The organism is Herbaspirillum sp. C7C2 (genome assembly GCF_022627865.1).
GTDB classification, from domain to species: domain Bacteria; phylum Pseudomonadota; class Gammaproteobacteria; order Burkholderiales; family Burkholderiaceae_D; genus Herbaspirillum; species Herbaspirillum frisingense.
In genome coordinates, this window is sequence record NZ_JABXGI010000028.1 from 25792 (window position 1) to 48318 (window position 22527).

The following is a 22527-nucleotide window of genomic DNA, read 5'->3' on the forward strand; positions in this document are numbered from 1 at the left end:
CCACACAGCACAACGCCCGCGCTTCCAGCCATGGAAACGCGGGCGTTGTTTCTGCGACGCGGCGAAAACTACTCGGCCACTTCCTTGCGCAATGAGGGCGCTTCGGCCTGCGTGGGCATGGTCGCCGAGATCACCCGCGCGCTGCGCTTGAAGGTGAAATAGGCCCAGGCCCAGTCGGCCATCACCATGATGCGGTTGCGGAAGCCGATCAGGAAGTACACGTGCACGAACAGCCAGAACAACCAGGCCGGGTAGCCCGAGAACTTCAGCTTGCCGACCATGGCGATGGCGGCCTTGCGACCGATGGTGGCCAGCGAACCGTAGTCCTGGTAGACGAAGGTCTCGGGCTTCTGTCCCGCGATGCGATGCTTGATATTGCGTGCCGCCACCCGCCCCATCTGCTTGGCCGCCGGCGATACGCCCGGTACCGGCTTGCCATCGGACTGCGCGGCCGCCAGGTCACCGATCACGTACACATCCTCATGCCCGGCGATATTGAGCTCCGGCGACACCGGTACGCGACCGGCACGGTCCACCTCGACCCCGAGCTGCTTGCCCAGCGGCGAGGCCGCGACCCCCGCCGACCAGATCACGGTGCGCGTGGCCAGGCTCTGCTCGCCGTCGAAATTGGCATAGCGCACGCAGGTCTCGTCGATATGCACCACGCGACAGCCGGTACGCACATCCACGCCCAGCTTTTGCAACTGCTCGCGCGCCTTTTCTGACAGGTCCGGCGGATAGGCCGCCAGCACCCGCTCCGAGCCTTCCACCAGCACCACCCGCGCCGAATGCGGATCGATATTGCGGAATTCGCCAGACAAGGTATGCCGGGCGATTTCCACCAGCGTCCCGGCCATTTCCACGCCGGTGGCACCACCGCCGATGACGGTAAAGGTCAGCCACTCCTGGCGGCGCCGCGCATCGGTTTCGCGCTCGGCCCGCTCGAAGGCCATCAGGATGCGCTTGCGGATCTCGAAGGCATCTTCCAGCGTCTTCAGACCCGGCGCCAGCGCGCTCCACTCGTCGTGACCGAAATAGCTGTGGGTGGAGCCGGCCGCGACGATCAGATGGTCATAGGACAGCACGCTGCCGTCTTCCAGCGTGACGCTCTTGCCGGCGGTATCGATGCCGGTGACCGCGGCCATCAGGGTGGTCAGATTGCTCTGGTGCGCCAGGATGGCGCGGATCGGCGCACTGATGGCCGGCGCCGACAACCCGGCCGTTGCCACCTGGTACAGCAGCGGCTGGAACAGGTGGTGGTTGCTGCGATCGATCATGGTGATGCGCAGGTCGGCACTGGCCAGCTCGCGCGCGGCAGCCAGGCCGCCGAATCCACAACCGATGATGATGACATGGGGCATCGCCTTCCTTTCAAAAGTAATGTGTTGTTCTGCCTGTATGTACCCACCGGATCGCGCCGGATCAGGCACCACAGATGTCCCCTACTCTCTATTCGGATGCACCTGCAGACGGGCGCGCGGCTCCCCTTGCGGCCGTGACACCCGGGGACATCGCAGCAAGCTTGATGTCCCTCATTGCAGAAGGACAGGTTCTCATACTTTTGGTTCGAAATCACTGGGACAGATTGTCCCGGCCGGCAAGCACGCAAGCGCATGCGCCCAAAGAAAAATCCCCCACGCCGCGAGGCATGGGGGATTTTTCTGTCGGTGACCCGCCGGCAGCCTTGTCAGCGCCGGCGCAGCCTGGACTTACTGCGGGTCTTGCGGAGCAGCTGCTTCGCTACCCTCTTCAGCCTGGGCAGCCTTCATCGACAGCTTCAGGCGACCGCGGTCGTCGGTCTCCAGGACCTTCACGCGCACTTGCTGGCCTTCCTTCAGGTAGTCGGCCACGGCATTGACGCGCTCGTTGGCGATCTGGCTGATGTGCAGCAGACCATCCTTGCCCGGCAGGACCTGGACGATGGCGCCGAAGTCCAGCAGCTTCAGGACGGTACCTTCGTAGATCTTGCCCACTTCCACGGAAGCGGTCAGCTCTTCGATACGGCGCTTGGCTTCCTGGCCAGCCGATGCATCCACGGAGGCGATGGTGACCACGCCTTCGTCGCTGATGTCGATCTGGGTGCCGGTTTCTTCGGTCAGCGCACGGATCACGGCGCCGCCCTTGCCGATCACGTCACGGATCTTTTCCGGATTGATCTTGATGGTGATCAGGCGCGGTGCGAAGTCGGACAGCTCGGCACGACCGGCCGGGACGGCTTCCTGCATCTTGTCCAGGATGTGGTGGCGGCCTTCCTTGGCCTGCTCCAGCGCGACCTGCATGATTTCCTTGGTGATGCCCTGAATCTTGATGTCCATCTGCAGTGCCGTGATGCCATTGGCAGTACCGGCCACCTTGAAGTCCATGTCGCCCAGGTGATCTTCATCGCCCAGGATGTCGGTCAGCACGGCAAACTTGTTGCCTTCCTTGATCAGGCCCATGGCGATACCGGCCACGTGCGACTTCATCGGCACGCCGGCGTCCATCAGTGCCAGGCAGCCGCCGCAGACCGATGCCATCGAGGAGGAACCGTTGGACTCGGTGATTTCCGAGACCAGGCGCACCGAGTAGCTGAACTCGTCAGCTGCCGGCAGTGCGGCGATCAGCGCGCGCTTGGCCAGGCGGCCGTGACCGATTTCACGACGCTTCGGGGTACCCACGCGACCGGTTTCGCCGGTGGCGAACGGAGGCATGTTGTAGTGGAGCATGAAGCGGTCGGTGTATTCGCCCAAGAGGCCGTCGATCTTCTGCTCGTCACGGGCGGTGCCCAGGGTCGCGATGACCAGGGCCTGGGTTTCGCCACGGGTGAACAGGGCCGAACCGTGGGTACGCGGCAGCACGCCGGTACGGATCGAGATCGGACGCACGGTGCGGGTGTCGCGACCGTCGATACGCGGTTCGCCTTCCAGGATCTGCGAACGCACGATCTTGGCTTCCAGGTCGAACAGGATGGAACCGACTTCGGCAGCGTCAGCAGCCACGCCGTTGTTGGCAGCGGCTTCAGCGACCAGGGCTTCGTTGACCTGGGCCGAGACGGCCTTCAGCTTCTCGGTACGGGCTTGCTTGTCCTTGGTCTGGTAGGCTTCGCGCAGCGGGCCTTCGGCCAGTTGCGACACGCGGGCGATCAGGGCTTCGTTCTTGGCCGGGGCGGTCCACTGGACTTCCGGCTTGCCACCGTCGCGCACCAGCGCGTGGATGGCTTCGATGACGGCCTTGGACTGGTCGTGACCAAACACGACCGCGCCCAGCATCACTTCTTCGGACAGCTGGTCGGCTTCCGATTCCACCATCAGCACGGCGGTTTCGGTACCGGCCACCACCAGATCCAGTTGCGAGGACTTCAGTTGGGTCTGGGTCGGGTTCAGGACGTACTGGCCGTCGATGTAGGCCACGCGGGCGGCGCCCACCGGGCCGTTGAAGGGGATGCCGGCCAGCGACAGGGCAGCCGAGGCGCCGATCATGGCGGGGATGTCCGGATCGATTTCAGGGTTCACCGACAGCACGTGGATGATGACCTGGACTTCGTTGAGGTAGCCTTCCGGGAACAGCGGGCGGATCGGACGATCGATCAGGCGCGAGGTCAGGGTTTCCTTTTCGGAGGGCTTGCCTTCACGCTTGAAGAAACCACCGGGGATACGACCGGCAGCATAGGTCTTCTCGATGTAGTCGACCGTCAGGGGGAAGAAATCCTGGCCGGGCTTGGCTTCCTTGCGGGCCACCACGGTAGCCAGGATCACGGTGTCTTCCACCGAGACCACGACGGCGCCGGAGGCCTGGCGGGCGATTTCGCCGGTTTCCAGGGTGACTTGATGCTGACCGTACTGGAAGGTCTTGCTTACTTTATTGAACACGGTATTTCCTTTCTTTTATGGAGCCTGCCCCGACTGTGTCCGCGGTGCGCGACTTCCTTTTGCCGACAGATTTTCAGGCGCTGTCGTTCACCTCACCACAGTGGCCGGCGAAACCGGTCACTCACGACGAACGCGGCATTGATCAGACAAACAGCCTGCCGCGATGAAACAATGATCTATTCCTGCCCGGAGGGCGTTGCGCTCCGTTGCGCCCCGGCCTACGCCTGAGCTTGCGGAATCGCAAAAAACAAAATGCCCGCGTCAACGAGTGACGCAGGCATTTCATTGTGATCCCGGGGCAGAGCCCGGAGACCCAGACGCGAAGTCAAATTACTTACGCAGACCGAGTTTCTCGATCAGGGCGCGGTAACGGTCGGCGTCCTTGTTCTTCAGGTAGGACAGCAGGCTCTTGCGACGGTTGACCATCTTGATCAGGCCACGACGGGAGTGGTGATCCTTGACGTGGGCCTTGAAGTGGCCGTTCAGGTCGTTGATGCGTGCGGTCAGCAGCGCGACTTGCACTTCCGGAGAACCGGTGTCGTTCGTGCCGCGGGCGTTTTCGGAGATAATGGCAGCCTTGGCTGCTTTTTCGATGGACATTGCTTTTACCTTTCACAAGCGGTGTGCGGAGCGTCAAATGATGTGCCCTGCATACCGTGAACAAAAAATGAGAATCCGGCCAACTCGACCGGACGCGAAATTATATAGCAAAAAGCCATTCCAACCAACATTCGCAGACAGGATCACACCTGAACGCCCCATCCATCCCCGGGCGAAGATGCGATACCGGAATGACAACAAGAGGAAATTGACCATGAAGCAACTCTCCCCCCTCCTGCGCCGCGGCCGCCCGCTGCTGGCTGCAGCCCTGCTGGCCAGCGCCGCACTGAGCGGCTGTGCCTCGCTGTTCCAGCCGCCCGTGACGCCCGGCGAGAGCGAAGAACAGGTAGTCGCCCGCCTGGGCGCGCCCAGCAATGTGTATCCGGATGGCGACAGTCGCCTCTTCGAATACGCTGCCGGCGCCTTCGGCCAGTATCAATACATGGCCCGCATCGGCCCTGATCATCGCCTGGTTTCCTACCAGCAAGTCTGGACGATCGAAAACTTCCGCGCCATCCGCACCAAGCAGGACACCAAGCTCGACGTGCTGCGTCGGGTCGGCCGCCCCACCGAAGTGACACGCTATGCCCGCATCCCCTTCGAGGCCTGGAACTACGGTTTCAAGGAAAGCGGCGTATGGAATTCGCAGATGACCGTGTACTTCACCGACCAGGGCATCGTGGAAAAGGTCGAGAACGGCCCCGATCCGCGCTTCGACGACACCCGCTCGCGCTTCTGATCCACCCGCTGCCGCCATGAAAAAGGCCGCCCGCTCTGCACTGCAGCGGGCGGCCTTGTCACGAGGACGATCGGTCAGGCTCAGACCACGGTGGCCAGCGCCAGCGTGAACAGCAGGGCCAGCACCGAGACCAGCGTTTCCATCACGGTCCAGGTCTTGAAGGTCTGCGGCACGGTCATGTTGAAGTATTCCTTGACCAGCCAGAAACCGCCGTCATTGACGTGCGACAGGATCAGCGAACCGGCACCGGTGGCCAGCACCATCAGCTCCGGACGCACGCCACCGACGGTAGAGACGATAGGCGCGACGATGCCGCAGGCGGTGGTCATGGCGACCGTGGCCGAACCGGTGGCCACGCGGATCAGTGCAGCGACGAACCAGCCCAGGATCAGCGGCGACAGATGTGCATCGGTGGCGATACCGACGATGGCCTTGGAGACGCCGCCATCCATCAGGATGCGACCGAAGCCGGCACCCGCACCCACCACCAGCGTGATGCTGGCGATCGGGGCCAGACATTCGTTGCTGAACTTGAGGATCTGGTCGGCGCCGAAACCACGGGCACGACCGAAGGTCCAGAAACTCACCAGGGTGGCAATCAGGAGCGCGATGACCGAGTTGCCGATCAGGCGCAGGAAGTCATTGGCGAAGGTCTTGGGTGCGAAGAACAGGTCAGCCCAGCTACCGATGAGCATCAGTGCCACCGGCAGCAGGATGGTGAAGAGTGTGATGCCGAAGCCCGGCAGTTCACGGTCCTTCTTGCTGTCATCGACGAATTGCGAGATCAGCGGATTGTCCGGATCGGGAATCACCACCTTGGAGATCAGCTTGCCGAAGATCGGGCCGGCGATGATGGCCGTGGGAATACCCACGATCAGCGCAAACAGGATGGTGCGACCGATATCGGCGCTATAGGCGGTCACCGCCAGCAGCGCAGCCGGGTGCGGCGGAATCAGACCGTGCACCACCGACAGGCCGGCGACCATGGGGATGCCCACCAGCACCATGTTGGTACCGGTACGCTTGGCGACGTTGAAGGCGATTGGCACCAGCAGCACGAAACCGACTTCGAAGAACACCGGCAGACCGACGATGAAGGCCACCGTCATCATGGCCCAGTGCACGTTCTTTTCACCAAAGGCCTTGATCATGGTGTTGGCGATGCGCTCGGCGCCACCGGACTCGGCCATCATCTTGCCCAGCATGGTACCCAGCCCCACCACCAGTGCGATGTGACCCAGCGCGTTGCCCACGCCGGTTTCGAAGGCCTTGACGATGTTACCCATCGGCATGCCCACGGACAGGCCCAGCAGCAGCGAGACCACGATCAGCACGATGAACGGATTCATCTTGAATTTGGCGATCAGCACGATCAGTGCAATCACCGCTACCAGTGCATAGACCAGTAGCGCACTCCCTTGTACAGCCTCCATCTGTTGCTCCTCTTCAGAAGGTAAAAAGACACCCGCCGGCGATACCACACCCCTGCCGGCAAACATGAACTGCCAAATCGAACAGAACTCTTGAAACGTCCGGATGAATCAAATGATTTAAATAATTTAGATTATTGATACGACTCAAATCATCAGACTCACATCATTCACTGCAGCCACTTCATCGGCAGGCCGCATCGGGATACTTGTCGACCCCTTCCATGCCAGCCCGCCAGGCCATCAGCGCTTGAAGGCCACGCAATCGACCTCGACCTTGCAATCCACCACCATGCTCGACACCACGCAGGCGCGGGCCGGGGGATTGGCGCCGAAGTATTCCTTGAAGACCTTGTTGAAGGACTGGAAGTCGCGCGCGTCATCCAGCCAGACGCCACAGCGCACCACGTGTTCCGGTCCGTAGCCGGCTTCCTTCAGGATCGCCAGCACGTTCTGGATGGCCTTGTGCGATTGCGCCACGATGCCGCCATCGATCACTTCGCCGTTTTCCATGGCCACCTGACCCGACACGTACAACCAGCCGTCAGCGGCCACTGCGCGTGCGAATGGCAGATGCTGACCACCGGTCCCGCTGCCGCCTTCCACGCCAAATCGTTGAATACTCATTGCTGCTCCTTCACTTTGATTCACATTGAAACTTGAAACACTGAAAAATACTTAAGCCCGGCCCCAATGCGTTCAGGCGGCTTCCTTCAGCAATTTGCGCGCCAGGAAGCGACCGGAGCGTGCAGCAGTGGCCTGCTTGTCCTGGCCGCGATAGGCCAGCTGGCCGTTGACCCAGACGCCCTCGATGCCGTGTGCCGGCTGCATAGGATCGGTAAAGCTGGCCGCATCACGGATGGTGTCGGCATCGAACAGCACCAGATCGGCGTGATAGCCCACCCGCACGAAGCCGCGCAAGTCCAGCCCGAAGCGTTGCGCCGACAGGCCGGTCATCTTGTGCACGGCGGTGGCCAGCGAGAACAGCTTCTGTTCGCGGCTGTAGTAGCCCAGCACGCGCGGGAAGGCACCCCACAGGCGCGGATGCGGCAGCGGATCGTTGGGCAGCCCGTCGGAGCCGACCACGGTGGCCGGGTGCGAGAGGATGCGATTGACATCGTCATCGGACATGCAGTGATAGACCGCGCCGGCCGGCATCAGGCGCCCGGCCGCCGTGTGCAGGTCCACACCCCACTCGGCGGCGATCTGCTTCAACATCTTGCCGCCCTGCTCCGGATGCGGCTCGGACCAGGTGACCTGGATGTCGTAGTCGGCCGTCACCTGCTTCAGATCCAGCGTGGACGAGCTGGCGGTATAGGGATAGCAGTCGCAGCCCACGTGCTGGTGCCGCGCCGCCGCCTCCAGCGCCTGCAGCACTTCGCTGCTGCGGCCCCAGTTTTCCACGCCGGCACATTTCAGGTGCGAGATCACTACCGGCACGCGGGCATGCTTGCCGATGCGGAAGGCCTCGTCCATGGCCTCAAGGATGTCGGCGAATTCGCTGCGCAGGTGGGTGGCATACATGCCACCGAATTCGGCCAGCGGTTCGGCCAGGGACAGCACCTCCTCGGTGGGCGCATTGATGGCATTGCCGTAGGCCAGACCCGTGGAGAGGCCCAGCGCGCCATGCTCCAGCGCCTCGCGCAACTGGGCGCGCATGCCGTCGATTTCGCTCTGCGTGGCAGCGCGATCCAGACGGTCCATATGGTTGTTGCGCAGGGCCGTGTGACCGACCAGCGCGGCCACGTTGATGGACGGTTGCGCGGCATTGACCGCCTCGACATAGCTGGCAAAGGTCGGATAGTGGAAGGCCTCGGATTTGCCCAGCAGGTTCATCGGGTCCGGCGGATCGGCCTTGAGCGTGACCGGCGCGGCGCTGATGCCGCAATTGCCGACCACGACCGTAGTCACCCCCTGCGAAAGCTTGGGGAACATCTCCGGGGTGCGGATGACGTTGGTGTCGTCATGCGTATGCACGTCGATGAAGCCGGGCGAGAGCACGCGGCCGGTGGCATCGATCTCCTGCGCGGCATGCCAGTGGTCGAGCTGGCCGATGGCGGCAATGCGGCCCTTGTGGACGGCCACGTCGAGCACCTGGGGCTCGGCGCCGGAACCGTCGATCACCAGGGCGTGACGGAACAGGGTGTCGCAGCGACGCTCCCCGTCCTCGGTATGGGTGGTGGATATCATGTCAGTCTCCCAGCGGCTGGTGCAGGTCGCCCCCGCCGCGATGTGCGTCGAGCACGTACTTGAGGCGGCGCAGCCGTTCCTGGCTGCTTTCCTTGTGCAGCAGGGCCAGCTCCAGCACCAGCATGTCCAGCGTCGCCATCATGGCGTAGCGCGACGAGGACGGTTTGAAAATCAGGTCGGTCTCCAGCGTCTTGATGGGCAAGAGCACATCGGCCAGCCTGGCCAGTGGCGAACCGAGGGCGGTGATGGCGATCAGCTTGACGCCGTATTCCCGCGCCACCTCGCAGCTGGCCAGCAGTTCCGGCACGCTGCCGGTGGTGGAGAAGACCAGCAGCACGTCTTCCTTGTCCAGGGTGGCGGCCACCATCTTCTGCAGCACCGCGTCGTGGTAGGTCGCTACCGGTCGTCCCAGGCGCACCAGGCGATAGCGCGCCTCGTCGGACATCATGGTCGAGCCGCCGCCCATGCCGAAGCAGTAGATCATGCGCGCGCCCTGCAGCAGGTGCGCGGCTTGCATCAGCATGTCGGGGTTGAGCATGGCGCGGTTCAGTTCCAGCACCGCATGGATGTCGCGATAGACCACGTCGGCCAGTTCCGGCGGCTGTTCCGACGGCAGGGTCTTGGCGCCATCGAAGAAGCGCTGCCCCACTGCCACCGCCTGTGCCAGCAGGAACTTGAATTCACGCACGTCGCGGCAACCCATGGCCTTGGCAAAGCGTGTCACGCTGGCCACCGACACCCCGGCCTTCTCGGCCAGTTCACCGATGCTGGCGCTGGCGGCGGCCGAGAGGTCGCCCAGGATGGCCTCGGCCACCTTCTGTTCGGCCAGTCGCAAGGTGCTGCTACGCTCGCTGATGCGGGAAATGATGTCCAATGTCTGCGCCATGGGGTGAAAGGATCAGGTCGGCGGAAAATACCCAGAAAAGTGCATGCCGGATGCACCAAAAAGAGCCGCGAAAATAATTTATGTTATTTACTAACACGGCGTAAACATAGTAAATTCAAGGCTATTATTACGTCAATCCTAATTTCACAGGAATTAATGCGATGAATGATACAAACTACCACGGACCTTATCAGCCCGGCATCGTCGACCCGCTCAACAAGGGTCTGGGCGCCCTGCCCCAGCCGCTGTCGCCGCAGCAGGCCGGCAGCGTGCGCTGGAACCTGCTCAACGAGGACATCAGCCTGCCTGCCGCGGTGTTGTATGAAGAAAAGATCGCCCACAACCTGAAGTGGATGCAGGAATTTGTCGGCCAATACCAGGTCAAGCTGGCCCCGCACGGCAAGACCACCATGGCGCCCAAGCTGTTTGCGCGCCAGCTCGACACCGGCGCCTGGGGCATCACCCTGGCCACTGCGCACCAGACCCTGGCGGCCTACCACCACGGCGTGCGCCGCGTGATCATGGCCAACCAGCTGGTGGGCAAGCGCAACATGGCCATCATCTCGGAATTGCTGGCCGATCCCTCCTTCGAATTCTTCTGCCTGGTCGATTCGGCCGACCTGGTGGAGCAGCTCGGCCGCTTCTTCGCCGAACGCAAGCAAACCCTGAACGTGCTGCTGGAACTGGGCCCGGCCGGCGGTCGCACCGGCGTGCGCGATGCCGACCAGCAGGCTGCCGTGCTGGCCGAGATCGAACGCTGGGACAGCCTCGCCCTGGCCGGGGTGGAAGTGTATGAAGGCGTGCTCAAGGAAGAGGTCGATATCCGCCGCTTCCTGCAACGCGCCGTGGCCTGTATCGGCGAACTGGCCGCGCAGGGCAAGCTGGCGCGCCGCCTGGCGCACGGTCCGGCGGTGCTGACCGGGGCCGGTTCGGCCTGGTACGACGTGGTGGCCGAAGAGTTCGGCCAGGCCGATATCGGTGCGGCCCTGGACGTGGTGCTGCGCCCGGGCTGCTACCTGACCCACGATGTGGGCATCTACCGCGCCGCGCAGGCCCAGATCCAGGTGCGCAATCCGGTGGCGCACAGCATGCGCAGCCAGTTGCAGCCGGCGCTGCAACTGTGGGCCTACGTGCAATCCATCCCGGAAAGCGACAAGGCCATCATCGCCCTGGGCAAGCGCGACGCTGCCTTCGATGCCGGCCTGCCGGCACCGATGACGCGCTTCCGTCCGGGCCATGACACCCAGCCGCAGGCCACCCCAGCGCACTGGGAAGTCACCGGCATGATGGACCAGCACGCCTACCTCAAGATCGCCGCAGGCGACGACATCAAGGTCGGCGACATGATCGCCTTCGACATCTCCCACCCCTGCCTGACCTTCGACAAGTGGCGTCATCTGGTGGTGGTGGATGCGCGCTTCGATGTCACCGACATCGTGCAGACCTTCTTCTGAGGCCGCCCGGTTCATCCGGGTTTTCTTCTCGGTTCTTATTCATTTTCGTTCCTGCGTACTTCGACTTCGTTTCAGCACAACATGAGCAAGCAGATCCTCGCCTATGGCGAAGCCATGGTGGAATTCAACCAGAGCATCGCGTCGCCGCGCAATTTCCTGCAGGGATATGGCGGCGACACCTCCAACTTCGCCATCGCCGCGGCTCGCCAGGGGGTGGCCTCGGCCTATGTCAGCGCCGTCGGCGATGATCATTTCGGGCAGGACCTGCTGACCCTGTGGCAGCGCGAGCAGGTCGACGTGCAGCACGTGGCCGTGCGCCCGGGCGCCAGCACCGGCATCTACTTCGTCACCCATGACGACAGCGGCCATCAGTTCCACTACCGCCGCGCCGGTTCGGCGGCCAGCCAGTACCAGACGGCCGACCTGCCGCTGGAGAGCGTCGCCAGCGCGGCTGCCCTGCACCTGTCGGGGATCAGCCTGGCCATCAGTGAAAGCGCCTGCGAAGCAGGCCTGGCCGCCATGGCCCAGGCCCGTGCAGCCGGCGTGCCGACCTCGCTGGATACCAATCTGCGCCTGCGTCTGTGGTCGCTGGAGCGCGCCCGCGAAAAGATGGAACAGGCCTTCGGCCTGTGCGATATCTGCCTGCCGAGCTGGGAAGATGTGTCCATGCTGACCGGACTGGAAGATCGCGATGCCATCGTGGACCGCCTGCTGGGCTATGGCGTGCAACTGGTGGCCTTCAAGCTGGGCAAGGAAGGCTGCTACGTGGCCACCCCCCAGGAGCGGCGCATGGTGGCGCCCTATCCGGTACAGGCGCTGGATGCCACCGGCGCCGGTGACTGCTTCGGTGGCGCCTTCATGGCCGAGCTGATGCGCGGCAGCGATCCCTTCGCGGCGGCGCGCTACGCCAACGTGGCCGCCGCCCTGTCCACCACCGGCTATGGCGCGGTGGAACCCATCCCCACCCGCAGCCAGGTCGAAGCCGCACTGCACGCGGCGGCCTGAATACCCGATCCGATCAGCGGCGGCGGGCCACCAGCAACATGCCCGCCACCGGCTGTCGCACTTCCTCGCGCAGGATCTCGTCGCTGTCGTGCAGCACCTCCATGCCGTGCGCCTGCAGTACCTGCTGTACGTAGTCGCGCCCGTGGCGATAGCGACCGCTGGCATGCAGGCAATAACCGGCCTCGGCGGGGTCCTGGGCCGTCAGCGCCTCGACCGTGAAGGCGAAATAGCCGCCACTGCGCAAGGCACCGGCGACCGCGCCGAAGACCTGATCCAGGTCGCCGAAGTAGATCATCGTGTCGGCGGCGGTGACAAGGTCGCAGGATTGCGGATGCCGCGCCAGGTAGTCGCCGATCTCAGCCTTCTCCAGATGGGCGTAGAGCCCGGTGCTAGCGGCCTTTTCCAGCATCTTGCCGGCCAGGTCGACGCCGATGATGCGATGCGAGAACGGCGCCACCTGGGCCGCGCACAGACCCGTACCGCAGCCGATGTCGACGGTGGCGAACTGGCGTGACGGCGCCACCAGCCGCGCCAGGCCCTGGGCGATCAGGCTGGGACCGCGATAGGCCAGGCTTTGCAACAGGTTGGCCTCGAAGGTCTCGGCGTAGCGGTCGAAGTGCGATTCGATGTAGCGGTCCGAGGCACGGGCGGGCACCTCGTCCTGTGAGCAGGCGGCCAGCATGTGGGCTGCGATCGGATTGTCCGGTTGCTCTTGCAGCCAGGCGTGATAGGCTTGCGCGGCCTCCTCCAGACGGCCGAGGAAATAGAAGGAAATCCCCACCATCTCCCAGGACTTGCCTTCCATCGGCGGCAGCACGTAGGCGCGGCATTGGTAGTGCGAGGCCTGCATCTTGTCGCCCGCAGCTTCATGCAGGCTGCCCAGGTGCAGCAGGGAGGGCAAGAACTCGGGGGCAATTTCCAGTGCCCGCTCGAAGGCCGCCATGGCATCTTCCCGGCGCTCTTGCTGAAGCAGGGCGGCGCCCAGGTTGTTCCAGACGGTGTGGTCTTGCGGCGTCAGCGCCAGCGCGTCGGCGTAGGCCTGCTCGGCGTCTTCCACCTGGCCCAGCGCAAACAGCACGTTGCCCAGGTCGTTGTGCCAGGCTGCGTTGTCGGGCTCCAGCGCGCTGGAGAGCTCCAGCTTGTCCAGCGCCTCTTCATGGCGCCCGGCCTGATGCAGCCAGATGCCGTAGAAGTGCAATGCCACCGGCTCGATGGGATCCTCTTCCAGCACCGCCTCGTAGACGGCACGGGCCTCGTCCAGGCGCCCGGCCATGTGAGCGTCGATCGCCGCGTGCAAACGCTCCTGGTGGGCGTGCTGCGTCTGCTGCTGGGGTTCAGGCATGGACTGGTCTCCCGGAAAGGACATCGGATCAAGGCGGCACGCGTGAGAATGCAAGCCTTCGTCTTTACATGTTCTTTACAAGTCTGACGCAGCCCGCCCTTTCGGGCAATGCCTGATTCTCTGCCATCCATGCCTCATCACCGGCCCGGAATGCAAAAAGGCCGCCCCGGGACTGCACCCGGGGCGGCCTGACGAAACCTTCACCTTGCCGACGGCCCTACTGTCCGGCCAGGCTATGCCCGATACTGCCCAGGCGGCGCAGCGCCTGGTCCAGTTCGCGGGTAAAAGGATGACCGCAGCAGATGCGCAGGAAATGCCCATAGCGGTTGGAATTGGAGAAGATGGCACCCGGCGACACCCCCACGCCCTCGGCCAGCGCCCGCTCGAACATCTGCTGCGAGCACACCTGCACCGGCAGCTCCACCCACAGACCGACGCCGCCATTGGGCACATTCAGGCGCGTGCCCTCGGGGAAATAGGCCGCAATCGATTCGGCCATGCGTTCGCGCTGCTCCTTGAGCAACTGGCGCAGGCGGCGCAGGTGGCGGTCGTAGGCCGGGCTGGCGATGAAGTCGGCGGCGGTGACCTGGGTCCATTCCTCGTTGGCGCGGGTATGGGTGAACTTGAGCATCTTGACCCGCTCATGCCAGCGCCCCCCATTCATCCAGCCCAGGCGCATGCCCGGCGCCAGCACCTTGTTGAGGGAGGCACAATAGATCACATTGCCGCTGCGATCGCGGCTCTTGAGACTGGACGGCGGCACGTTGCCGTCGGCCAGTTCGGTGTAGGCATCATCTTCGATCAGCGGCAGGCGCAATTCTTCACACAGGCGCACCAGCTTGTCCTTGTGCTCGTCGGGCATGATGCAGCCCAGCGGGTTCTGCAGGTTGGGCACCACCACCACGCCCTTGATATTGCCGTAGGTGCGCACCGCCAGTTCCAGCGCCTCCACCGAGATGCCGGTATGCGGGCTGGTCGGGATCTCCAGCGCCTTCATGCCCAGGTTTTCCAGGGCCTGCAACAGGCCGAAATAGGTCGGCGACTCCACGGCGATGGTGTCACCGGGGCCGGCCACCGCCCGCAGGGCCAGGTTGAGCGCTTCGATACAGCCGTGGGTGACCACCACTTCTTCGTGATCGATGCGCATGCCATGGTGTAGCGCCCGCCGCGCCACGGCCTGGCGGAAGGTGGCATTGCCGTTGTGCGGCATGGCGCTGGTGAGCAGCTCGGGGCGGTCGCGCAGGGCACGCATGGCGGCCTGCTTCAAGGTTTCCACCGCATACAGCTCGGGCGCGCAGGTCATGCCGGAAAGGTCGATGCGCGGCGCACCGCTCTGGCGCAGGGCGATGTATTGCGACACCTTTTCATGGATGCCGGCGTACTGCTCGGGATCGATGGCCATCAGGCTCTTGGGCTCCTGCACCGGGCGGATGGCCGAGCGGCGCGGCTGGCGCACGAAATAGCCGGAACGCGGACGGGCTTCCAGCCAGCCGCCCTCCTCCATATGACGCAACGTCTGCAAGGCGGTGGACAGGCTCACCTGGTGCTGGCGCATCAGGTCGCGCACCGAAGGCATGCGGTCGCCGGCCACCAGGGTGCCGGACTGGATCGCACCCTGATAGTGCTCCGCCAGGCGCCGGTACAGCGGCTGGCGGGCGCCTTCCGGGCTGACCGTGGGCGTGCCGGCATGAGCGCCAACATCCGCGCCAGCATCGGCGCCAGATTCAGGAATGGCCGGCGGTAGCGCGGGCTTGAGATCGGGGAGGTGGAGGCTGGTATCCATAACAGTCATCATCTTCTTCCGGCAAGGACCAGAACAGATACAGACTATTCGAAAAGCAACGGTAACAGAGCAAAAAAACGGCCGCTGTTACGCAGCAGCCCGAATTTTCCTGTGCCTGTTGCGCTGGCTGGCGACTCCCTAGACTGCACTCATCCCCACCACCACTTAGCCAGCCATGCCTACCCCCAGCCACCCCACCCTTCCCGCCGCCCAGCCTACGCCCCGCAGACTGCAACTGGGCTGCGGGCAACACCTGCAACTGTGGCTGCCGGCCGGCAGCCAGCTGCTGTGCCAGGCGCCGCTGTTGCGCATCACCGAAGCGACGTACTGGCAACTGGATCGCCTGGTCAGCCGACAGACCCGTCTGGAGGATGGTGAGTGCCTGGTACTAGAGCGCGAGGGCTGGGTCAGCATCCTGGCGCCGCAAGGCGGCGAATTGCTGTGCCTGGCCACGCCGCAGCCGCCCTGGTACGCCCCCTGGGCCAAGCTCTTGCGACGGCTGGGCGATTGGCGCAACGTGCTGCTCGCAAGTCGGGCGCGCTGATCGCAGAGGTGCGGGCCGAAGTGGCGCAGTGGAGGCGGTGGACGCGGTGGATGTGGATGATTAACTTTCAATCAACAAAACCACCGTCAAATCCGCGGTTTTCACGGTAATAGCGCAAACAATGGCGTGAATTTACGCAAACGGCCGGCGAAGATGTGCAGGAGAGCATGCAAACCATTACACTTCAGCATCAGCAAAAGATGAAGTGTTATGCAGAACGATCAGCCTCCAGCAAGCCCTGCGCCGGCCGCTATCCCGGCGCTTTCAGAAAAAGATACCTTCGACCTGACTCCGGTTTCCTTGTGGAAAGAGGATTACAGCGGCCTCAAGCGCCTGTTCGACCAATGGCGCGCCGAGGGTGTCACCGACCTGCGCAGCTACCTGACCCAGGACACCTCGCGGGCGCAGGCCTGCGCCATGCAGATCAAGGTGGTCGACGTCAACCGCCGTACCCTGGAATGGTACGAGGCACGCGACCTGGCGCATCTGGTGGCGAACCTGGACAAGGTGTTCCGGGACGACATGATCGACACCTTCATCGACGAAATGGTGCAGCTCTGGAACGGCGGTTCGACCTTCTCCAGCTATACCGTCAACTACACCCTGGGCGGCAGGCGGCTGGACATCCAGCTGTCCGGTCGCATCATGCCGGGTAGCGAAGAGAGCTGGGACTACGTGCTGCTGGCCATCGAGAACGTCACCGAACGCGAAACCGCCCGCAAGAAACTCTCGCGCAGCGAAAACTATGCGCGCGGGCTGTTCGAGTATTCGCCCATTTCGCTGTGGGTGGAGGACTTCAGCGCCGTCAAGCGGCTCTTCGACGACCTGCACCGTATCGGCATCACCGATTTCCGCACCTTCACCGACGTCCACCCCGAGTTCGTGGAACGCTGCATGCAGGAAATCCGCGTCATCGACGTCAACCTGCAGACGCTGTCCATGTTCGGCGCGCCGGACAAGGCCACCCTGCTCTCGCGCCTGTCGGACGTGTTCCGCGATGACATGCGGCCGCACTTCAATGAGCAGCTGATCGAGCTGTGGAACGGCAACCTGCTGCACCACCGCGAAGTGGTCAATTACGCGCTTAATGGCGATACGCTGCACGTGCATCTGCAGTTTTCTGTCTTCCCCGGTCACGAAGACAACTGGGACCTGGTGCTGGTGGCGCTGACCGACATCACTGCCCGCAAGAAGGCCGAGGCCTACCTGGAATTCCTGGGCAAGCACGACGAGCTGACCAAGCTACACAACCGCGCCTACATGGTCGATGAACTGAACCGCCTGGAGCGCAAGGGCCCCTTCCCGGTCAGCGTGATCGTGGCCGACCTGAACGGCCTGAAGGAAGTCAACGACGAGCTCGGCCATGCCACCGGCGACGGCCTGCTGCGCCGGGTGGGCGAAGTGCTGGGCAAGGCGGTTGAACGTCCGGGCAGCGTGGCGCGCACCGGCGGCGACGAATTCGCCATCCTGCTGCCGGCTACCGACGAGCGCGGCTGCCAGTTGCTGATGGACCAGATCCAGAAGCTGGTGGAGATCAACAACCAGTATTACTCCGGCGTGACGCTGAGCCTGTCCATGGGCGCGGCCACCGCCACCCCGGGTGAGCGTCTGGAGCACGTGGTGCAACGTGCCGATGCCTTGATGTATGAAGCCAAACGCCACTTCTATGCCAGCAGCCCCAGCCTGGAACGCCGCCATCCCGGCGACTGAAGCCATCACCGCTCCCATCGCCACTCCCACCACCCTCCAGCTCGCTGACGGCCTGCTGCAGGAAGAACTGGCCCTGGCCGTCGGCGCCGAAACGCTGGCGGCCGACCTCATCCGTGCCGCGGACGGCCAGGCCGTCCATACCCTGGTGCTGCATGGTGCCGGGCAAGGCCACCGGCAGCGCCAGTGGCCGCTACGCCAGACCCTGGCCCGGCTGGGATGCGCCAGCGCGGCCATCGATTTTTCCGGCCACGGCGCCAGCAGCGCCGTGCATCCCAATTCCCTTTCCAAACGGCTCGCTGAAGCCCAGGCGGCGCTGGAGCGCTGCACCGTCGGTCCACGCACTGTGGTGGGCGTGAGCATGAGCGGGGAAATCGCCCTGCGCCTGGCCTGCCGACCCGAGAACCAGATCACCCACGTGGTCACGCTGGTAGGTGCCATCTATGATGGCGCGGCCTTTGCCCTGCCCTTCGGACCGGCATTCAGCACAGCCCTGCGCCGCCCCGGCAGCTGGCGCGAAGCTGCGGTACTGGAGATGATTTCGCACTACCGGGGACGCATCACGCTGGTGCGGGCCAGCGAGGATGCCGTGATTCCCGCCGAGGTGGCGGAGCTGGTGCGGCAACACGCCACGGCGGCGGACTGCCGCATCATCGACCTGCCCGGCGTCGATCACCGCATCAGCGAACGCAGCCAGCACGACGCCGCCCTGCGCGAGCAACTGGCCAGGCTGATTGCGGTAGGAAGCGCGTGAGCGCTCAGGCGGTGGTGGAAATGAGACCGCCGACGATGCCCTGATTGATCAGGTCGCCAACGATGGTGCTGGTGAAACCGGGATCGGACTTGAGCAGGGACGACAGATCGGATGTCAGGCCACCATTGCCGCTGAATTGCCCGTTGCCGTCATAGATGCCGGAGCTCGTGGGCGGGGTCGTGATGCTGGCGAGGATGCCCTGGTAATAGGACTGGCTGGCCTGGTTCTGGGTCAGGTCTGGGGAGGTATTGTCGGCCGAACCGGCGCTGACGATGGCATCAAACAGGCCGGCAGCATTGTAGGTCAGGGCATTCTGCCCCTGGCCACTGCCTGCGCCCGCGCCGCCCAGGCTGACGATCGCCGAGGCATCGGTCGACAATTCGATGGCCTGCGCCACCGCTGCCGGATTGTCGCTGGCCTTGACCGGATTGCTGGCGCCACTCTCTGCGGGAAGACCGTAGGAGTTCAGACTGCCCAGCGATGTCAGTGTGGTATCGATTGCCATGATCTATTTTCATTCATGTCGCGATTGCGAACTGTGAAGAAATATATAAAGCGCTGAACGCAGTTTAGCAAAAACTTGCCGGATGTGAAGGCGACCCCGAAAAACCGCACTGGCCCGGAAGCAAAACACCCGGCAAGGGGCCGGGTGTCTGCGTAGCTGGCATGGTCATGACCATGAAGGGCCATGACCCGGACAACTCAATGCGGCTCGTCCCCGTGCTCATCCTTGGTCTGCACGATGCTGACCGGGCGGCCCTTGAGACGGCGCCAGAGATAGACGCCATAGCCGGACAGGCCGTACAGCACGAACAGGCCGAACAAGACCTTGGACGGATCGCTGGAAATGAGCACCAGCGCCACCACCACCAGCAGTGCGGCGATGAAGGGGACCGGCTTGCGGAAATTGACGTCCTTGAAGCTGTAGAACGGCACATTGGTCACCATGGTGATGCCGGCGTACAGGGTGATCACCCAGCCATACCAGCTGAGGTCGGTACCGGCAAAGCGCAGGTCATCCATGAGCCAGACGAAACCGGCCACCAGTGCCGCTGCGGCCGGGCTGGGCAAGCCCTGGAAGTAGCGCTTGTCGACCACCGCGATATTGGTGTTGAAGCGCGCCAGCCGCAGCGCGCCACCAGCGCAATAGACGAAGGCCGCCAGCCAGCCCAGCTTGCCCATGCCGCGCAGCGACCATTCGTAGACCACCAGCGCCGGCGCGGCACCGAAGGAGACCATGTCGGACAGGCTGTCGTACTGGGCGCCGAACTCGCTCTGGGTATTGGTCATGCGGGCGACCCGGCCGTCCAGGCTGTCCAGCACCATGGCCACGAAGATGGCGATGGCGGCATAGTCGAACTTGAGGTTCATCGCCATCACGATGGCGTAGAAACCGCAGAACAGCGCGGCCGTGGTGAAGGCATTGGGCAACAGGTAGATCCCGCGCGACCGGCGCCGCACCACCACCTGCCCGGATTCGTCCAGTTGCGCCGCCTTGGGCTTGCGCAGGGATTTCGGGAAGGGAATGCCGGCCTTGGCCTTGCGTCGTCTTAGTGTTGGCATCGATGTCCAGTAGAGGTTATGCAGAAAACCACCCGCCTCATCCATACGGCGGCGGGTGCAGGCTATGCAGGTGTGATCAGAGTTCGGCCAGAATGGTTTCGGTCGCGGAAACCTTTTCACCCACGCTGACCTTGGGGATAGCGGTCAGCGGCAGGTACACGTCCACCCGCGAGCCGAAGCGGATGAAACCGTAGCGCTGGCCACGGGCCAGGGTGTCACCGGCCTTGACGTAGCACAGGATGCGGCGGGCGATCAGGCCGGCCACTTGCACGCAGGTCACGCTGTGGCCGCTGGTGGTGGTGATGGCCAGGGCATTGCGTTCGTTCTCCAGCGAGGCCTTGTCGAGGTCGGCATTGACGAACTTGCCGGGGAAGTATTGCACCTTCTCGATCTTGCCATCCACCGGGGAACGGTTGGAGTGGACGTTGAAGACGTTCATGAAGACGCTGATCTTCAGGGCTTCACGGTCGGTATAGGGATCATGGGCACGGGCCACCACCACGATACGGCCATCGGCCGGCGACAGCACCGCATTGGCGGCCTGCGGGATCACGCGCGGCGGATCGCGGAAGAACTGCAGCACGAACAGCGCGATGATCCACAGCGGGAAGGACCAGGCGCCGCAGAAATAGGTGGCCAGCAGTGCCACGACCACGGCGATGGTCAGGAAGGGCCAGCCTTCGCGGGCGATAATGGGGTGGGGATAGTGGTTATTGTTCAATGTTGCTCCAATGATCGCGCAGTGCTCGCGGAAAGTTCAAAAGTAAAAGCGTGCCTATTCTAGTCCAGCGCCCGTTAAATGCAACGAAATGCACCGCCCGGGGCGCTTGGCGGGCGCTATTTGACGGTCTGGGAGAGGTTTTGCCAATCCGCCCGCGGGGCGGGTCGACACCGGCGGTGGCTGTCGACCCGGGAGGGGCGGTGGCGGCCGTACAGACGAGCGGCCGCTAGCGGGGCTGGGGATGCGAGAAGCTGAACTTCAGTTCATTGCGCGCCAGACCTTTCGGTCCGGTCAACTGCATCTGGCCGACCAGCACGGTCGCTTCGACGTCGGCATAGTCGAAACCGGTCACTTCGGTGACCTGGCGCAGGTCACCCTGGCTGCGCTGCTGAGGTTCGTCGGCGATGATGCCGGCAGGTTCCTTGCCCAGCGGCGCACAGGCCTTGATGTCATTGACCATGCGCTGGTAGGCGCGCCCCAGATCAGCCGGCGAGGCCAGGCGCCAGACGCAGGAATAGACGGAGGAGTTGCTGGAGATGGTGCAGACCTCGGCTCCATCGAGCATGAAATTGGACAGGTAGACGGGGCCACGTTTGTCGCCCTTGACGACCGAGTCCTGACCATCCTTCTTCCAGCCGTCGAAATGCGAGGGGGCCTGCTGCTGCATGGCCCGCAGGTCGGCACAGATGTCGGCATGGGCGCTACCGGCCAGCAGGACGGCCGCGACGGGAAGGATGAGCTTGGCGATGTTCCGCATGTGGATCCTTAAAACGGAAAGGGAGGCCGATTATAGCCTCCCGCCCCTGTCAGCCCGTGCAGGCTGACAGTTCTTGACACCGGTCCTGCCTACTTGAAACGCACCTTGCCGACCAGACGCATGTTGACGGTGGATTCGCCCGGCTCGAAGCTGGGTTCGGCCACGCTGGCGTTTTCCTGCACCATGTCCGAACGCATCATGGCGGCCTTGGCCATGGGGGCGGCAGCCGGCGCCGCATAGTTGCCCGAGCCTTCGAAGTCGACTGTCTCGATCACGGCGTCCGACGGAGCGCGATGCATGGCGTTGGCGATGAAGCCGACGCGCTCTTCCAGGTTGCGATAGGTGGCATTGACCAGGGCCGCATCCAGCTTGCGGGCCGCCGCCGGGCTCAGCCCGAACTGCAGGCCGTTCAGGTTCAACAGGCTCTGTGCCGACGCCACAGTTTTGGGCAGTGCGCTCAGGTTCTCGGTGGTCATCTCCAGATACTGGCCGACGCGCCAGCCCACCACGGCGCGGGCCTTGGCCGGCTGACGCGGTTGTTGGGGCGTGACCTGGGGCGGCTCGGCATAGACCGCATAGGTGTAGTAGCCGTAGCTCTTGAGCGTGGCTTGCGGGTCCTGGCGCTTCAACAGCTCGATGCCCTGCTTCATCTTCTGGTTCACGCGGGAGGCAGCGGTGGCCTTGTCCTTGTCTTGCTCTTCAACCTGCAGGGTCACGCGGGCCTGGTCATTGGCTACGCTGATCTCGCCATTGGCGGGGACCACTACCATGGTACCGGTGGTGGCGACGGCAGCCGGCATGCTGCCCTGGGCTTGCGCCGTAGTCTGCGCCTGGACCTGCGATGCCAGGCAAGCGGTCGCCAATGCGGCGCCCAACATCAGTTTGCGGGAAGGTGTCATAGGGGATCCTCTTTATTCTTGATCGTGGACGGGTGATGATAACTTCATATTCAAGTCATTCACCCTGCACTTCGACGACTGCCCATCCGCTTGGTTCTTGAGCAAATGCAACAAGCGGTAACGACATGGCCCTTCAGCTCGCGCCCCCCCCGTCATCCGCATCGATGTGCAGCGGTGCAGGGGCGAAAAAAAACGCCACGGCGAACCGTGGCGTTTTTCTGCGCAAGTGGCAGATCAGTTCTTGCTTTGATCGACCAGCTTGTTGGCCTTGATCCAGGGCATCATGGCGCGCAGCTTCTCGCCCA

Annotated in this window: 20 protein-coding genes; 6 read left to right on the top strand and 14 right to left on the bottom strand. The window is 63.7% G+C overall.

The annotated features are described in order from the left end of the window. Positions 1 to 68: 68 nt before the first annotated feature. The 3 genes from HWE04_RS22415 to rpsO form a co-directional block, all read right to left on the bottom strand. Positions 69 to 1361: an NAD(P)/FAD-dependent oxidoreductase gene (locus HWE04_RS22415; protein WP_077235623.1), complete on the bottom strand. Its 1293-nt coding sequence runs from the start codon at positions 1359 to 1361 to the stop codon at positions 69 to 71. 348 nt (positions 1362 to 1709) lie between these two features. Beyond that, entirely contained in the window at positions 1710 to 3848 is a 2139-nt protein-coding gene (gene pnp / locus HWE04_RS22420; protein ID WP_182994523.1) for a polyribonucleotide nucleotidyltransferase, read from the bottom strand. A 330-nt stretch (positions 3849 to 4178) separates the two neighbouring features. Next, positions 4179 to 4448, bottom strand: coding sequence for a 30S ribosomal protein S15 (rpsO, locus tag HWE04_RS22425; RefSeq protein WP_006712917.1), 270 nt, complete (start codon positions 4446 to 4448; stop codon positions 4179 to 4181). A 214-nt stretch (positions 4449 to 4662) separates the two neighbouring features. Here rpsO and HWE04_RS22430 point away from each other — a divergent pair, with 214 nt between their 5' ends. Further along, positions 4663 to 5187, top strand: a complete 525-nt coding sequence (locus HWE04_RS22430; RefSeq protein WP_241813743.1) for a hypothetical protein — start codon at positions 4663 to 4665, stop codon at positions 5185 to 5187. An 80-nt stretch (positions 5188 to 5267) separates the two neighbouring features. Here HWE04_RS22430 and HWE04_RS22435 read toward each other — a convergent pair whose 3' ends face one another. From HWE04_RS22435 to HWE04_RS22450, 4 genes are all read right to left on the bottom strand, one after another. Beyond that, positions 5268 to 6620 carry a GntP family permease gene (locus HWE04_RS22435; protein WP_006712915.1) on the bottom strand — a complete coding sequence of 451 codons (1353 nt, stop codon included), beginning with the start codon at positions 6618 to 6620 and terminating at the stop codon, positions 5268 to 5270. Positions 6621 to 6860: 240 nt separating this feature from the next. Beyond that, positions 6861 to 7244, bottom strand: coding sequence for a RidA family protein (locus HWE04_RS22440; RefSeq protein WP_006712914.1), 384 nt, complete (start codon positions 7242 to 7244; stop codon positions 6861 to 6863). Positions 7245 to 7316: 72 nt separating this feature from the next. Next, positions 7317 to 8807, bottom strand: coding sequence for an N-acyl-D-amino-acid deacylase family protein (locus HWE04_RS22445; RefSeq protein ID WP_241813744.1), 1491 nt, complete (start codon positions 8805 to 8807; stop codon positions 7317 to 7319). A 1-nt stretch (position 8808) separates the two neighbouring features. Continuing rightward, positions 8809 to 9693, bottom strand: coding sequence for a MurR/RpiR family transcriptional regulator (locus HWE04_RS22450; RefSeq protein ID WP_006712912.1), 885 nt, complete (start codon positions 9691 to 9693; stop codon positions 8809 to 8811). A gap of 161 nt (positions 9694 to 9854) precedes the next feature. Between HWE04_RS22450 and HWE04_RS22455 the strand changes: the two genes are divergently transcribed. Beyond that, positions 9855 to 11147 (top strand): amino acid deaminase, encoded by a 1293-nt coding sequence (locus HWE04_RS22455; RefSeq protein ID WP_241813745.1) that lies wholly within the window; start codon positions 9855 to 9857, stop codon positions 11145 to 11147. 81 nt (positions 11148 to 11228) lie between these two features. Continuing rightward, the gene (locus tag HWE04_RS22460) at positions 11229 to 12152 is read left to right on the top strand and encodes a sugar kinase (protein WP_241813746.1); all 924 of its coding nucleotides are present in this window, start codon (positions 11229 to 11231) and stop codon (positions 12150 to 12152) included. A gap of 13 nt (positions 12153 to 12165) precedes the next feature. On the opposite strand, the gene HWE04_RS22465 is transcribed toward HWE04_RS22460, so the two are convergent. Next, positions 12166 to 13494, bottom strand: coding sequence for a tetratricopeptide repeat protein (locus tag HWE04_RS22465; RefSeq protein ID WP_241813747.1), 1329 nt, complete (start codon positions 13492 to 13494; stop codon positions 12166 to 12168). Positions 13495 to 13711: 217 nt separating this feature from the next. After that, the gene (locus tag HWE04_RS22470; protein WP_241813748.1) at positions 13712 to 15277 is read right to left on the bottom strand and encodes an aminotransferase-like domain-containing protein; all 1566 of its coding nucleotides are present in this window, start codon (positions 15275 to 15277) and stop codon (positions 13712 to 13714) included. A 175-nt stretch (positions 15278 to 15452) separates the two neighbouring features. On the opposite strand from HWE04_RS22470, the gene HWE04_RS22475 reads away from it, so the two are divergent. From HWE04_RS22475 to HWE04_RS22485, 3 genes are all read left to right on the top strand, one after another. Further along, positions 15453 to 15821 (top strand): hypothetical protein, encoded by a 369-nt coding sequence (locus HWE04_RS22475; protein ID WP_241813749.1) that lies wholly within the window; start codon positions 15453 to 15455, stop codon positions 15819 to 15821. 210 nt (positions 15822 to 16031) lie between these two features. Continuing rightward, complete coding sequence (locus tag HWE04_RS22480) at positions 16032 to 17531, top strand: sensor domain-containing diguanylate cyclase (protein WP_102664712.1); 1500 nt, start codon at positions 16032 to 16034, stop codon at positions 17529 to 17531. Continuing rightward, positions 17488 to 18282, top strand: a complete 795-nt coding sequence (locus tag HWE04_RS22485) for an alpha/beta hydrolase (protein ID WP_241813750.1) — start codon at positions 17488 to 17490, stop codon at positions 18280 to 18282. The genes HWE04_RS22480 and HWE04_RS22485 overlap by 44 nt, the downstream gene beginning before the upstream one ends. Before the next feature lie 4 nt (positions 18283 to 18286). Here the strand turns inward: HWE04_RS22485 and HWE04_RS22490 are convergent, their stop codons facing one another. From HWE04_RS22490 to HWE04_RS22510, 5 genes are all read right to left on the bottom strand, one after another. Next, positions 18287 to 18787 carry a hypothetical protein gene (locus HWE04_RS22490; RefSeq protein ID WP_241813751.1) on the bottom strand — a complete coding sequence of 167 codons (501 nt, stop codon included), beginning with the start codon at positions 18785 to 18787 and terminating at the stop codon, positions 18287 to 18289. A gap of 197 nt (positions 18788 to 18984) precedes the next feature. Further along, the gene (pssA, locus tag HWE04_RS22495) at positions 18985 to 19845 is read right to left on the bottom strand and encodes a CDP-diacylglycerol--serine O-phosphatidyltransferase (protein WP_006712897.1); all 861 of its coding nucleotides are present in this window, start codon (positions 19843 to 19845) and stop codon (positions 18985 to 18987) included. A 76-nt stretch (positions 19846 to 19921) separates the two neighbouring features. After that, the gene (locus tag HWE04_RS22500; RefSeq protein WP_006712895.1) at positions 19922 to 20566 is read right to left on the bottom strand and encodes a phosphatidylserine decarboxylase; all 645 of its coding nucleotides are present in this window, start codon (positions 20564 to 20566) and stop codon (positions 19922 to 19924) included. A 226-nt stretch (positions 20567 to 20792) separates the two neighbouring features. Further along, positions 20793 to 21323: a hypothetical protein gene (locus HWE04_RS22505; protein WP_006712893.1), complete on the bottom strand. Its 531-nt coding sequence runs from the start codon at positions 21321 to 21323 to the stop codon at positions 20793 to 20795. Positions 21324 to 21412: 89 nt separating this feature from the next. Next, the gene (locus HWE04_RS22510) at positions 21413 to 22222 is read right to left on the bottom strand and encodes an SIMPL domain-containing protein (protein ID WP_241813752.1); all 810 of its coding nucleotides are present in this window, start codon (positions 22220 to 22222) and stop codon (positions 21413 to 21415) included. Between the last annotated feature and the right edge of the window lie 305 nt (positions 22223 to 22527).

What these genes read in the sequence shown, in the direction of transcription:
- HWE04_RS22415 (WP_077235623.1), bottom strand. Translation starts at nt 1,361, where the DNA reads ATGCCCCATGTCATCATCATCGGTTGTGGATTCGGCGGCCTGGCTGCC.
- rpsO (WP_006712917.1), bottom strand. Translation starts at nt 4,448, where the DNA reads ATGTCCATCGAAAAAGCAGCCAAGGCTGCCATTATCTCCGAAAACGCC.
- HWE04_RS22430 (WP_241813743.1), top strand. Translation starts at nt 4,663, where the DNA reads ATGAAGCAACTCTCCCCCCTCCTGCGCCGCGGCCGCCCGCTGCTGGCT.
- HWE04_RS22435 (WP_006712915.1), bottom strand. Translation starts at nt 6,620, where the DNA reads ATGGAGGCTGTACAAGGGAGTGCGCTACTGGTCTATGCACTGGTAGCG.
- HWE04_RS22440 (WP_006712914.1), bottom strand. Translation starts at nt 7,244, where the DNA reads ATGAGTATTCAACGATTTGGCGTGGAAGGCGGCAGCGGGACCGGTGGT.
- HWE04_RS22445 (WP_241813744.1), bottom strand. Translation starts at nt 8,807, where the DNA reads ATGATATCCACCACCCATACCGAGGACGGGGAGCGTCGCTGCGACACC.
- HWE04_RS22450 (WP_006712912.1), bottom strand. Translation starts at nt 9,693, where the DNA reads ATGGCGCAGACATTGGACATCATTTCCCGCATCAGCGAGCGTAGCAGC.
- HWE04_RS22455 (WP_241813745.1), top strand. Translation starts at nt 9,855, where the DNA reads ATGAATGATACAAACTACCACGGACCTTATCAGCCCGGCATCGTCGAC.
- HWE04_RS22460 (WP_241813746.1), top strand. Translation starts at nt 11,229, where the DNA reads ATGAGCAAGCAGATCCTCGCCTATGGCGAAGCCATGGTGGAATTCAAC.
- HWE04_RS22465 (WP_241813747.1), bottom strand. Translation starts at nt 13,494, where the DNA reads ATGCCTGAACCCCAGCAGCAGACGCAGCACGCCCACCAGGAGCGTTTG.
- HWE04_RS22470 (WP_241813748.1), bottom strand. Translation starts at nt 15,277, where the DNA reads ATGGATACCAGCCTCCACCTCCCCGATCTCAAGCCCGCGCTACCGCCG.
- HWE04_RS22475 (WP_241813749.1), top strand. Translation starts at nt 15,453, where the DNA reads ATGCCTACCCCCAGCCACCCCACCCTTCCCGCCGCCCAGCCTACGCCC.
- HWE04_RS22480 (WP_102664712.1), top strand. Translation starts at nt 16,032, where the DNA reads ATGCAGAACGATCAGCCTCCAGCAAGCCCTGCGCCGGCCGCTATCCCG.
- HWE04_RS22485 (WP_241813750.1), top strand. Translation starts at nt 17,488, where the DNA reads ATGCCAGCAGCCCCAGCCTGGAACGCCGCCATCCCGGCGACTGAAGCC.
- HWE04_RS22490 (WP_241813751.1), bottom strand. Translation starts at nt 18,787, where the DNA reads ATGGCAATCGATACCACACTGACATCGCTGGGCAGTCTGAACTCCTAC.
- pssA (WP_006712897.1), bottom strand. Translation starts at nt 19,845, where the DNA reads ATGCCAACACTAAGACGACGCAAGGCCAAGGCCGGCATTCCCTTCCCG.
- HWE04_RS22505 (WP_006712893.1), bottom strand. Translation starts at nt 21,323, where the DNA reads ATGCGGAACATCGCCAAGCTCATCCTTCCCGTCGCGGCCGTCCTGCTG.
- HWE04_RS22510 (WP_241813752.1), bottom strand. Translation starts at nt 22,222, where the DNA reads ATGACACCTTCCCGCAAACTGATGTTGGGCGCCGCATTGGCGACCGCT.